This is a genomic window from Flavobacterium sp. FlaQc-52 (assembly GCF_044007495.1).
In the GTDB taxonomy this organism is placed as follows: domain Bacteria; phylum Bacteroidota; class Bacteroidia; order Flavobacteriales; family Flavobacteriaceae; genus Flavobacterium; species Flavobacterium cupriresistens.
On the sequence record NZ_JBIPCV010000003.1, the window covers coordinates 153972 to 166465 of the forward strand.

General features: G+C 36.4%; 13 protein-coding genes. 4 read left to right on the top strand and 9 right to left on the bottom strand.

Going from position 1 to position 12494, the window contains the following annotated elements; all coding sequences use genetic code 11:
- Positions 1-97: 97 nt before the first annotated feature.
- The 3 genes from ACHRV5_RS07270 (at position 98) to ACHRV5_RS07280 (ending at position 2805) form a co-directional block, all read left to right on the top strand.
- Complete coding sequence (locus ACHRV5_RS07270; protein ID WP_047776871.1) at positions 98-838, top strand: 1-acyl-sn-glycerol-3-phosphate acyltransferase; 741 nt, start codon at positions 98-100, stop codon at positions 836-838.
- A gap of 52 nt (positions 839-890) precedes the next feature.
- On the top strand, positions 891-1883 hold the full coding sequence (locus tag ACHRV5_RS07275; RefSeq protein ID WP_047776872.1) for an acyl-ACP desaturase: 993 nt from the start codon (positions 891-893) through the stop codon (positions 1881-1883).
- 268 nt (positions 1884-2151) lie between these two features.
- A complete protein-coding gene (locus ACHRV5_RS07280; protein WP_230003995.1) occupies positions 2152-2805 on the top strand; it encodes an HD domain-containing protein in 654 nt (217 codons plus the stop codon).
- Between the two features lie 409 nt (positions 2806-3214).
- Here the strand turns inward: ACHRV5_RS07280 and ACHRV5_RS07285 are convergent, their stop codons facing one another.
- The 5 genes from ACHRV5_RS07285 to ACHRV5_RS07305 form a co-directional block, all read right to left on the bottom strand.
- On the bottom strand, positions 3215-3337 hold the full coding sequence (locus ACHRV5_RS07285) for a FeoB-associated Cys-rich membrane protein (protein ID WP_230003993.1): 123 nt from the start codon (positions 3335-3337) through the stop codon (positions 3215-3217).
- Positions 3338-3343: 6 nt separating this feature from the next.
- A complete protein-coding gene (feoB, locus tag ACHRV5_RS07290) occupies positions 3344-5443 on the bottom strand; it encodes a ferrous iron transport protein B (RefSeq protein WP_395426298.1) in 2100 nt (699 codons plus the stop codon).
- Positions 5443-5682 (bottom strand): FeoA family protein, encoded by a 240-nt coding sequence (locus tag ACHRV5_RS07295; RefSeq protein ID WP_047776875.1) that lies wholly within the window; start codon positions 5680-5682, stop codon positions 5443-5445. Before ACHRV5_RS07295 ends, feoB begins: the two co-directional genes overlap by 1 nt.
- A gap of 104 nt (positions 5683-5786) precedes the next feature.
- On the bottom strand, positions 5787-6452 hold the full coding sequence (locus ACHRV5_RS07300; protein ID WP_047776876.1) for an SCO family protein: 666 nt from the start codon (positions 6450-6452) through the stop codon (positions 5787-5789).
- A gap of 87 nt (positions 6453-6539) precedes the next feature.
- The gene (locus ACHRV5_RS07305; RefSeq protein ID WP_395426301.1) at positions 6540-7463 is read right to left on the bottom strand and encodes a DMT family transporter; all 924 of its coding nucleotides are present in this window, start codon (positions 7461-7463) and stop codon (positions 6540-6542) included.
- A 201-nt stretch (positions 7464-7664) separates the two neighbouring features.
- On the opposite strand from ACHRV5_RS07305, the gene ACHRV5_RS07310 reads away from it, so the two are divergent.
- Positions 7665-9725, top strand: coding sequence for a M13 family metallopeptidase (locus tag ACHRV5_RS07310; protein WP_230003987.1), 2061 nt, complete (start codon positions 7665-7667; stop codon positions 9723-9725).
- Positions 9726-9910: 185 nt separating this feature from the next.
- Here ACHRV5_RS07310 and ACHRV5_RS07315 read toward each other — a convergent pair whose 3' ends face one another.
- The 4 genes from ACHRV5_RS07315 to hemB form a co-directional block, all read right to left on the bottom strand.
- A complete protein-coding gene (locus ACHRV5_RS07315) occupies positions 9911-10360 on the bottom strand; it encodes a GyrI-like domain-containing protein (protein WP_395426302.1) in 450 nt (149 codons plus the stop codon).
- 164 nt (positions 10361-10524) lie between these two features.
- Positions 10525-10926, bottom strand: coding sequence for a c-type cytochrome (locus ACHRV5_RS07320; protein ID WP_395426304.1), 402 nt, complete (start codon positions 10924-10926; stop codon positions 10525-10527).
- Positions 10927-10938: 12 nt separating this feature from the next.
- Positions 10939-11448: a DinB family protein gene (locus ACHRV5_RS07325; protein WP_395426305.1), complete on the bottom strand. Its 510-nt coding sequence runs from the start codon at positions 11446-11448 to the stop codon at positions 10939-10941.
- 2 nt (positions 11449-11450) lie between these two features.
- A complete protein-coding gene (gene hemB / locus ACHRV5_RS07330; protein WP_395426306.1) occupies positions 11451-12446 on the bottom strand; it encodes a porphobilinogen synthase in 996 nt (331 codons plus the stop codon).
- Positions 12447-12494 lie beyond the last annotated feature (48 nt).

Here is a 12494-nt window from a genome sequence, read left to right on the forward strand (position 1 = left end):
GGCAAAGGTACAATTAAACCAGAAATACGGTTATTGTTTTTAATTTTAATAGCGCTAAAAATTTATTTATTACTTTTGGCCTTTAATTTTTTCAAGCATGCAAAAGATAATTTCGTATCCCATATCCGTAATTTATTATTTATGTTTTGGATTGTGTCTGGTTGTTTTTCACCCAATTCAATGGATCTGCCTAAACGTTTTTGGTTATCAGGCTCATAAAAAAAGCGTTGATTATTTAAACTTCTTCCTTTTAAGATGTACTAATCTTGCGGGAACAACGTATAAAATAGAGAACAGGGAGATAATTCCTACCGGAGTTCCTTTAATATTTGTGTCGAATCACCAAAGTATGTACGATATCGTGGCAATGATTTGGTACTTTAGACGATTTCATTGTAAATTTGTCAGTAAGAAAGAGTTAGGTAGTGGAATTCCAAGTGTCTCATTCAATTTACGACATGGAGGATCTGTGCTAATTGACCGTAAAGACCCTAAACAGGCGATCCCGGTAATCAAGGGTCTGTCTGAATATATTGAAAAAAACACGAGATCTGCCGTTATTTTCCCCGAAGGCACAAGAAGCAAAACCGGAAAACCGAAAGAATTTGCCCAAAGTGGATTAAAAATCTTATGTAAATATGCACCATCAGCCTATGTGGTACCGATAAGTATCAACAATTCATGGAAAATGGTACGTTTTGGTTTTTTTCCTGTTGGTTTAGGAAATCACCTTACCTTTACAGCTCATAAAGCGATGGCGGTAAAGGATTATGATTTTGCCGAGTTAATGGCGCTTACAGAAAAGGCAGTTGTAGAAGGAGTAAATGAATATAAATAGATTTTTGCTTGTAGTGTATGCTAAAGCTTAAATCCCAAATCTAAAATAAGTAATGTCTATAAAAAACATTAGATTAGAAGTAATGCAGTTTTTGGAAAAAAACGTGGACAGCTTCGTTGAGCAGTATTTAATTCCAGTGGAAAAAATTTGGCAACCGTCTGATTTTTTGCCTAATTCTGAAGGAGATAACTTCTTTGAAGAGGTAAGAGAGTTGCGCGAGATTGCTAAAGAATTGCCATATGATTTCTGGGTAACACTTGTTGGTGATACGATCACAGAAGAAGCTTTACCAACTTACGAATCCTGGTTGATGGATGTAGAAGGAATAAATCAGGTAGAAAATGGTGGAAATGGTTGGTCAAAATGGATCCGTCAATGGACGGGTGAAGAAAACCGCCACGGAGATTTATTGAATAAATACTTGTATTTGTCAGGACGTGTGAACATGCGTGAAATCGAAATGACCACACAGCATTTAATCAACGATGGTTTTGATATCGGAACGGGATCTGATCCGTATAAAAACTTTGTGTACACCAGTTTCCAGGAATTAGCAACGTATGTTTCGCACAATAGAGTTGCTCAAATGGCGAAGAAGTTTGGTGACAATAAGTTGTCTAAAATGTGTAAAATGATTGCTGGTGACGAAATGCGTCATCATCATGCTTATAGCGAATTTGTAACTAGAATTTTCCAGGTTGATCCAAGCGAAATGATGTTGGCGTTTCAATATATGATGAAACAAAAAATCGTTATGCCGGCACATTTCCTAAGAGAATCTGGTCAAAAGATTAGTTCAGCTTTTGAACAATTTTCAGATTCAGCACAACGTATCGGTGTTTATACAGCAAACGATTATGTGGATATTATGCAAAAACTAATCGATAAATGGGAAATTGATAAGATTTCTAATTTAACAGATGAAGCCGAAAAAGCACGTGATTATTTAATGAAATTACCGGCTCGTATGGCAAGAATCTCGGAGAGATTGGTTATTCCACAGGAGTCACATATCTTCAAATGGGTAGAACCGGCTAGATTGTAAATCTTAGACTTAAGATTTTAGATTTTAGATTTTAGATTTTTTGGCGAAGCTTGAATTTCTGATTTTGATTGATTTTTGATATTGCAATTAAGTTGCATTTAATAAAAATAATAAATTAATGTTGATTGTTGAAGCTAACAAGTCTTTGATAATCAACATTTTTTATAAGGTTAATTTCAGTTTAGATTTAAATGAAAATAAGGGAGCTCAAGTAAATCTTTGTGCCGATACTAAACATAAATAGAATTCGTTTAACAGTAAAAAAGTTATGAATATTACAGACCTAATAAACAAAACGATAGTTTTTGTAAAAGAAAAATTGAACGATGCTGAAGGTGGACACGATTGGTTTCACATCGAGCGTGTGTATAAAAATGCGCTTTTAATTGCTAAAAACACAACTTGTGATCTTACAGTTGTGCAATTAGGAGCTTTGCTTCATGATATTGCCGACAGTAAATTTCATAACGGAGATGAAACGATTGGGCCTAAAACAGCTCGTTTGTTTCTGGAATCAGAAAATGTTTCCGAAGAACTTATTGTACACGTTATAAAAATAATTGAAAACATTTCTTACAAAGGCGGTAATTTCGAAAAGAAGTTTTCTTCTATAGAGCTAGATATTGTTCAGGACGCGGATCGTTTAGATGCCATTGGAGCCATTGGAGTGGCCAGAGCTTTTAATTATGGGGGCTTTAAAAACAGAGCATTGTATAATCCCGAAATTGCTCCGGTTACAAACATGACCAAAGAGGAGTACAAGAATAACAATGCGCCCACAATAAATCATTTCTACGAAAAGCTTTTACTCCTAAAAGACAAAATGAATACCGAAACCGGAAAACAAATCGCCGCAGAAAGACATCATTTTATGGAGTTGTTCCTGTCGCAGTTCTATGCAGAGTGGGAGGGTGTTAAGTAGTTTGCAGTCTCAGTCTCAGTCTCAGTTTTCAGTTTTGGTTTCGATGACCATCTTTCTGTTTTCATGAGTGAAAGCGAACTTTGCGGAAAACCTTTGCGAACTGTGTTTTTACTTTGTAATTAAAAAATTAACCAAGGCTCGAAAAGATTTTCTTTTGCAGGCAGATTTGCTTCGCCAGTTCGCTATCACTCGGATAGCAGATTGCACACATTTTTTATAAAAGGTAAATAAGATCAGCCTAATCTGCTAAATCTGCGTGCAGAAAAAATAGGGTATAAAAGTAAAAAGGAGTCGTAATGTTATACTCAAACTTTGCGTTGCTTGCAGTTAAATCTCAAGGGAAATATAGTTGCTAAGCATAAAATCTCAGAATCTTAGCAACTCAGAACCTCAGAACCTTTAAAAAAAATCACCCACACCCGCAATTGTCATCACCACAATCTTTTTTCTTCTTAGATTTCCAGAAGAATTTTTTGATCAGAAAGGCAACGGCGAATCCTAATATGGCGAAGGCAATAATTTCTTGTACCATGGCTTTTTATTTTAAAATTTGGAAAGCAATTAATGCGGCAAAATAAGCCAAAGCACTCATAAGGAATAGCTGCATAGCCGGCCATTTCCAAGAATTGGTTTCTTTTTTTGTGATGGCAAGTGTACTGGCACACTGCATCGCAAAGGCATAGAATAACAAGAGTGAAATTCCCGAAGCAAAATTAAAGATCTTTTCACCGGTTTGTGGATTAACTTCTTGTTGCATCTTACTTTTTATAGTGTCTTCGTTTTCACTGTCACCCACACTGTATATCGTCGCTAAAGTCCCCACAAAAACTTCACGGGCTGCAAAAGAGCTGATTAGTGCGATTCCTATTTTCCAATCGTAGCCCAATGGTGCGATTGCCGGTTCGATGGCTCTTCCCATCAATCCGATATAAGAGTTTTCTAGTTTTTGGGAGTTTACTTCGTTTTGAAATTCAACCTCATTCAAATGCTTTTCAGTGGTTCTTTCTTTTACGATAGCTTCTGCATCGTTAAAATTCTTTCCTGGTCCGTAAGACGCCAAAAACCACAAAATAACCGATATGGCCAAAATGATTTTACCTGCACCTACAACAAACGCTTTGGTTTTTTCAACAACATTGATGGCAACATTCTTAAATAGGGGTAGTTTATAACTTGGCATTTCGACAACGAAATACGTTTTCGTATTTAATTTTAGAACTTTATTTAAAATATAGGCTGAAATAATCGCACCTGCAAACCCTAAAACATACAGAAGCATCAGCGTTAAACCTTGAAGATTCAGGATTCCGAACACTCGTTTACTTGGTATTACTAAAGAGATAATAATCGCATAAACCGGTAATCTTGCGGAACAGGTTGTAAATGGAGTTACTAAAATGGTAATAAGACGTTCTTTCCAGTTTTCGATATTACGTGTTGCCATGATTGCAGGAATAGCACAAGCCGTTCCCGATATTAAAGGCACCACGCTTTTTCCTGAAAGCCCAAATCTGCGCATGATTTTATCCATCAAAAAGACGACGCGACTCATATAACCGCTTTCTTCTAAAATCGAAATGAATAAAAACAGAAAGGCAATTTGAGGAATAAAAATGATTACTCCGCCTATTCCCGGAATTATTCCTTCAGAGAGTAAGTCTGTTAGAATACCGCTTGGTAATGTTTCGGCTGTCCAGGCACTTAATGCCGCAAAACTACCGTCAATAAAGTCCATTGGAATGGTAGACCACGAAAAAATAGATTGGAAAATAAGAAACAAAATTCCAAGAAAAATAGCATATCCCCATACTTTGTGGGTCAATACACGATCTAATTTGGCTCTGATGTCTTTTGCCATTGAGGCATCCACTTTCAATCCTTCTTTTAAAACATTATTTATAAATTGATAACGTTTTATGGTTTCCTGCTGCTGCAGACGTTTTAATTCAGAATGTGATTTTGTAAACGTATTGCGAATTTCATGTCGATCTAAATTCGAAAAGTTTACATCTTGGGTAATAACCAGCCACAATTTATATAACAATTGATTCGGGAATGCCTGTTGTAAGCTTTCAAAATAAGCTTTATCCATAACCGATGCATTCAGGCAAGGTTCTGTTGGAAGTGTTTTGTACGAAACAATTAATTCTTTTAACGCATCGATTCCGTGCCCTTTGCGCGAACTGACCAAAGCAATTTTAGTCTTAAGTTGCGCTTCAAGTAGCGGAATGTCAAGCGTAATTCCTTTTGTTTCCATACGATCGGCCATGTTGATGACTAATATCGTTGGAATTTCAAGGTCTTTTATTTGGGTATAAATAAGAAGATTTCGTTTTAAATTCTCTACATCCGTAATAACAATGGCAACATCGGGATATAATTTGTCGTTTTTGTTAAGCAAAAGCTCAATCACAACACTTTCATCCATAGAACTTGCGTTCAGACTATACGTTCCCGGAAGATCCAGTATGTTTGCTTTGATGTTTTGTGGGAGTTTACAGAAACCCATTTTTTTCTCAACGGTAATTCCCGGATAGTTCCCAACGTGTTGGTTTAGTCCGGTAAGTTGATTGAATACTGAAGTTTTTCCTGTATTTGGATTCCCAATAAGGGCAACATTGATATTTTGAACACTCATTACAAATTGGTTTTGATAAGTTCAACTTCAATTTCACGAGCAGTTTCTATGCGAATAGCCACATGAGAACCATTAATGTCCAAGTACAAAGGATCTCCAAAAGGGGCAATCTGAAGTAATTCTACTATGCTGCCCGGCAAACAACCCATTTCTAATAATTTGAGAGGAATAACATCGATATCAAAATCTTTGATAATGGCTTTCTCGCCTTTTTTCAGAGTGTGGATAGTATTTTGCAAGCTTATTTAGATTGAATTTAGATTGCAAAAATAGGTAATTATTCTGTATTTAATGGCGTTTAATGCTTACACAAATGCTAAATGTTTCTAAAAATTGAGAGATTTTACTCTTCGCAAAGGAAATTGATGTCTTCTATCAGACGTTTTACATCTTCTTTATTGGTTCCGTCGTAGAAACCTCTAACGCGGCGTTTTTGATCTACCAAAACAAAATTCTCAGTATGAACCATATCGTATAGTTGATCGGGTCTGCCTAATTTTACTGCCAGATAGGATTTTCTGGCCATGGTGTAAATCTCTTTTTTGTCTCCGGTTACCAAATTCCATTTGCTGTCTACTACACCATGTTTTATGGCGTAAGCCTTTAAAACAGGAATGCTGTCCACTTCAGGAAAAACAGTATGAGACAATAACATCACTTTTGGATTATTCAGAACGGCCTTTTGAACATCGGCCAGATTGGTTGTCATTTTAGGACAGATAGAACCACAAGTTGTAAAGAAAAAATCGGCTACATATACTTTACCTTCATAGTTTTTCTGTGTGATAGTATCTCCGTTTTGGTTTACAAAAGAGAAATCGGCAATGGTGTGGTACTTACTTTTGTATTGAACCGTACTGTCGACCATTTCCGGATTTACATCGGCAGGATTGTAAATCGGTAATGTTTTTTGCGGTTTTAAAGCAGAATAAAACAAAGAAAGAGTTATAACAGAAAATACAGTTAATACGATAAAGAATTTGCGGTATTTGTAAAGTAAGGATTTCATAAACTTGATTTGGCGCAAAAATACAAAAAGCAGTTTTTAAAACCCTTATTCCTCGTTTTTTTAACTTTGGCGATGTACTATTTTATATTATTTTTTTAATTTTCGAATCGATTTGTTTACGAGATACAATCCAATCAAGGTTACGATTACTCCAATTGTAATGGCTTGCGTAAGCATTTCCCCAAAAATAAAGGAGCCTAATAAAATAGCTACAACCGGATTGATATACGCATAAATGCTGCTAACTTCAGTTGGAAGATGTTGCAGAGAATATATAAAAGCAATAAAAGTTAATACAGAACCAATGATTACCAAATAACCAATCGCCCACCAGGAAGTTGTTGGTATTTGACTGTAAGGGATATTAATTCCGGAAAGCTCTGTTACACTCAAAAGGATAAAACTTGAAATCAACATTTGTAATCCCAAACTAAAATACGGATTAAAACTGGCTGCTTTTTTCTTGGTATGTAAAATCCCGAAAGCCCACGTAATGGTCGATGCAACAGACAGGAAGATTCCAAATTGAAAATCCGGTCGCAGAAAATCACCCAGATGATCCATAAAAATAATACAGATTCCCCCAAAACAAATTAAAAGTCCGGTTACGGCCAGTTTTGCTATTCGCTCCCCTTTAAAGAAACAGATAACAACAATCCAGATCGGGAAGATCGCACCAATGATCGCACCAAGTCCGCTGCTTATGTATTTTACTCCCCAGGTACTTAAACCATTACTGCAAACAAAGTTTAAGATGGCTAAAATCAAAATCGTTGTCCATTGTTTGCCTTTGGGCCAAGGTTCTTTTTTATATAAGAAATAACCAACATAGAGTATCCCTCCTAAAAACTGACGAATGGTTGCCAGTTGTAAAGCAGGCATATGTTTTACACCTTCTTTTGAAGCCAGCCAGGTGGTTCCCCAAAAGAAACTTACCCAACATAAGGCGAGAATTGGTAGTCCGATAGCTTCAACTCTACCGGATAATGCGGCTTGTATTCTTGCTTTCACTTTTGTTTGAATTGGTTTGGCAAATATTCCAAAAACAATTTCAAATAGAAGGTAAAAAGGGAATATATATTCATGAAATTTTTAGCTTATTGTGATGAAATATTTGCATTAAAAAAGCTGTGGCAGATTATTGTTCAATTTTAACATAAAGTTTGAAATAATAACAATATGTTTGTGTTAAACCTTAAATAATAAATTATAATGATTAAACAGCTAAACAAGCCTATGTTTTGTGTTGTTTCTGCAATGTTTACATTTTTAGCTGCGCAGGCTCAGGATGCAAAACCAAAGGAACCGGGTATCAATGTTTCGTACATGAATACCAAAATCAGTCCAAGTGAAGATTTTTTTCGCTACGTAAACGGAAGTTGGTTAGACAAAACGGAAATTCCTAGTGACAGAAATTCATGGGGAAGTTTTAACGAATTGAGACAAAGAACGGATGATAATTCGCTTGCTATATTAAAAGAAGCTTCGAAAGATCCAAAGTACAAATCAAACACAGATCAAGGTAAGGCAATTGCTTTATACAATACTATTTTAGATACTGTTGGAAGAAACAAACAAGGTATAAAACCGATTGAGCCTATTTTAAAGAAAATTGATGCTATTAAAAACGTAGCGGATTTACAAAATTTCCTTATCGAAATGGAACCTCAGGGTGGTGTTGGTTTTTTTGGAGTTGGAGTTAGTGCTGATGCGAAAAACAGTAATGTGAATTCGGTAAGTATGGGCCCAGGACGTTTAGGTTTATCGGATAAAGATTATTACAATGCTGATGATAAAGATTCTAAAGAAAAACGTGCTAAATATGAACTTCACATTGCCAGAATGATGCAGTTTATTGGCGAGTCTCCTGCAAAAGCAAAACAAAGTGCAGCTCAGATTTTAGCTTTAGAAACCGCTATGTCTGCGCCAAGATTAGATCGTGTAGAACGCAGAGACCGTAGAAAACAATATAACCCAACTGCTGTTGCTGATTTAAAAAAGACAGTTCCTTCTATTCAATGGGATAAATATTTTGCCGGAATCGGAATGGCAAAAGTTGATACTGTTATTGTAACTCAACCGCGTTACATGGCCGATCTGGAAAAGATTTTTACAGCAAAAAAAGTAGAAGAGTGGAAAGAATACCTAAAATGGTCTGTTCTTAACGGATCAGCTTCTTTGTTATCGACTGATATCGAAAATGCTAATTTTGATTTCTACGGAAAAACATTAACCGGAACGTTAAAACAACGTCCACGTGAAGAAAGAGCTTTGCAGGTAGTTAATAACACTGTTGGAGAAGCGTTAGGGAAATTATATGTTGAAAAATTATTTCCTGCTGAAGCAAAAGTGAAAGCGCAGAAAATGATCCAAAATGTGATTTTGGCATACGAAAACAGAATCAATGCTTTGGCATGGATGTCGGCTGAGACAAAAGTAAAAGCAATTGAAAAGTTGAAGAAACTTACCGTTAAAATTGGTTATCCGGACAAATGGAAAGATTATTCTGCTTTGACAATCAAAAATGTTGCTGAAGGAGGAACGTATTTCTCTAACATGCAAACGTTCTCTAAATGGGATTTCAAAGAAGATTTAGCTAAATTGGGCAAACCGGTTGACAAAACAGAATGGGGAATGTCTCCACAAACGGTAAATGCTTATTTTAATCCTTCTTATAACGAAATTGTTTTCCCTGCAGCTATTCTGCAACCTCCATTTTATAACTACCAAGCTGATGAAGCGGTAAATTATGGTGGAATCGGAGCGGTAATTGGTCACGAAATTTCACACGGATTTGATGATTCAGGTGCTCGTTACAACGCTGACGGAAATTTAGTTGATTGGTGGACTGCTGATGACTTGAAACAATTTACAGCACTTGGTGGCGCACTTGCAGCACAATACAGTGCTTTAGAGCCGTTACCTGGAATTCACGTAGATGGTAAATTTACTTTAGGGGAGAATATTGGTGATTTAGGTGGAATAAACGCTGCTTACGATGGATTACAATTGTATTTAAAAGCAAACGGAAATCCTGGTTTAATTGATGGATTTACACCGGAGCAACGTTTCTTTATTTCTTGGGCTACGGTTTGGAGAACAAAATCAAGAGACGAAGCAATCAAAAGTCAGGTGAAAACAGATCCGCACTCTCCTGGAATGTACAGAGCGTATGTGCCAATTCAGAATGTAGATGCTTTTTATGATGCTTTCGGAATTAAGAAAGGGGATAAAATGTATGTTGACCCGGACAAACGAGTTAAAATCTGGTAATCAGAAACTATAAAATAAACAAACCGTCTCCCTAACAAGAGACGGTTTTTTTGTGTGGTAGTGTTTCGTTTGTGGAAGAGTTTCACGCGTATTTTGCAGATTGAGGTTTTTTTTCTCTATTAAAAGATCAGCCTAATCTGCAAATTTTGTGTAAGAGAAAATATACTACCTGATTTCTTTATTTATTACTGGATAGCGATATAAATAGGAACTTCCGCATCCTCGCGATTTTGGGCTTTCTCTCCATAAACTTCAAAATCGGCGGTAAAAGTGCGGTTCAGATTGGAGTCCCAGATTTTCATCCATTCGTTATAGACGACTCCTTCTGCTAAATTTCCTTTTGCGGTGAACGTTTGATATTGTACTCCTTCGATTGTTTTTGCGATCATTCCTTCAGGAATAACCTCTAAATTGTTTACCACGCAACCTATAATGGTGGTATAAGGTTTGGTGTGGTCTTTTTCATAATCGGTGTACATACAGATGATGTCCTGCGATATCTTGTTTGGAATTTTTTCACCGACAGCCTCAGAGAAAAATTTGTTCCAAAGTGCCGGAATGTCCTTACCGGATTGACCTTCTTCATTAGTCGTTCGCATGGAAATACCAATTACATTGAATTTTTGAGTGTACATGTTTTTTAATTTTTAGTTTAATATGATACAAAGCTAAAATAGTGCTGTGACAACCTTATGTCAGGGGTTGGCTTTTTGTTGCGGTTTAAGGAATAGTTTTGAAAGAACAGTATAAAAAAACGGCGCTGAATTAGCGCCGTTTTACTTTTTTATGTATTTCTGAATTACTTTAGTTTACTGTAAATATAGGTTTCTATAGCTTTTAGTTCTTCATCAGACATGGCCTGAGTTACCGGAAAATTAGTTTTCATAACGGCAAACTGACTTGGATCTACGATTGGCTCTGCATTTCCTTTCAAGAAAGTAACAATGTCCCCATTTTTGTCTTTGTAGATTTTTGCAATTTCCTTAATGCTTGGGCCAATCACTTTTTGATCTACCTGATGACAGGAAGTACAGTTTCCTCTTCCTTCAAAGATTTGTTGTCCTAAAGCTTCCGGAGTTGCTGCTTTTGCCGTTTCTCCTTCTGAATACGCTTCTGTTGTTTCCGGAACAGGGTTTTCTGCAGTTTCTTTTTTACAGGAAGCCAAAGCTAAAACGGCAGATAGAAATAGTATTTTTTTCATGATTAATTAATTTTACCAACCAACATATTTAGGGGGTTCGATTTGATTTAAATTTAAATAGACAATTAGTTGTCCGCGATGATGTGTGACATGATCCTGCATTAAATTTAGAATTTGGAGCCTTGTTTTCGGCCCGGCAAAAAAATCTACTTTCTCATTTAAATTTGGATTCTTGTCCTCTTTTACGGTGTTTTTTGCTTTATCAAAAGCGCTTTCAATTTCTTTTAAAATAGCTTCTTTTGATGTGATTTTTGAACGATCTTTCTTTTGGTATTTAGCGGTCGAAAAATAAGTAGTACTCAACCAATCCATATTTTCTAAAATATGAAATACTTGCTCTTTAAAACTCATTTCTCTTGCAGTAGCCTTAAAATCATATTGACTCTCAGGCATTGCTTTCGCGATGTCATAAAGATAGGTTTTAGAATTGTCCCACTTTTCTATAAAGGTTGTTGTGATTTCTTGTTGAGCAGAAACAACGGCCGATATAAACAGTACTAGAATACAGATCGTTTTTTTCATCTTTATTTATTTAAAAGTATGGAGGCTTCTTTAGCAAAATAAGTCGAAATTAAACTGGCTCCGGCGCGTTTGATACACATTAACTGTTCCATCATGATTTTATCATGGTCTAACCAACCTCTTTCTGCGGCTGCTTTGATCATGGCATATTCTCCCGAAACATGGTACACGGTAACAGGAACGTTCACAGCGTTTTTTATTTCACGAACAATATCCAAATAAGCAATTCCCGGTTTTACCATAACCATATCAGCTCCTTCTTCTACATCCCATAAAGCTTCTTTGATAGCCTCAATACGGTTGGCATAATCCATTTGATAGGTCTTTTTATCTTTTGGAACCACCACATCAGCCTCTCTTGGTGCAGAATCTAATGCATCGCGAAAAGGACCGTAAAAAGCAGAAGCATATTTAGCCGAATAACTCATGACACCAACGTTATGAAAACCGGCTGCATCTAAGCCTTCTCTTAAGCGTAAAACACGTCCGTCCATCATATCGCTCGGCGCGACAAAATCGGCTCCGGCCTGAGCGTGAGAAACGGCCATTTTGACCAAAGCTTCAACGGTGCTGTCATTTTCTACATCGCCATTGGTTATAATTCCGTCATGACCGTAGATAGAATAAGGATCTAAAGCCACATCCGGCATAACAATCATTTCAGGACAAGCTGCTTTGATGGCACGAATGGCCTGTTGCATCAATCCGTCTTTGTTCCAGGCTTCTTTACCGGTATTGTCTTTTAAGTTTTCGCTGACTTTTACATAAATGTTAACGGCGCGAATACCCAAAGCATAAACTTCTTTGACTTCTTCAACGGTTAAATCAATTGATCTGCGATAAATTCCCGGCATAGAAGGAATTTCTACTTTTACATTTTCGCCTTCAGCAATAAACATAGGAAACATAAAGTCTGATGGACTCAAACTGGTTTCGCGGACTAAAGAACGAATGGATTCATTTACTCTTAATCTTCTGCCTCTGTGTAATGGGAACATATAATTTTAGATTTTTGGATTTTAGATTTTAGATTTTGACTTCTTGAA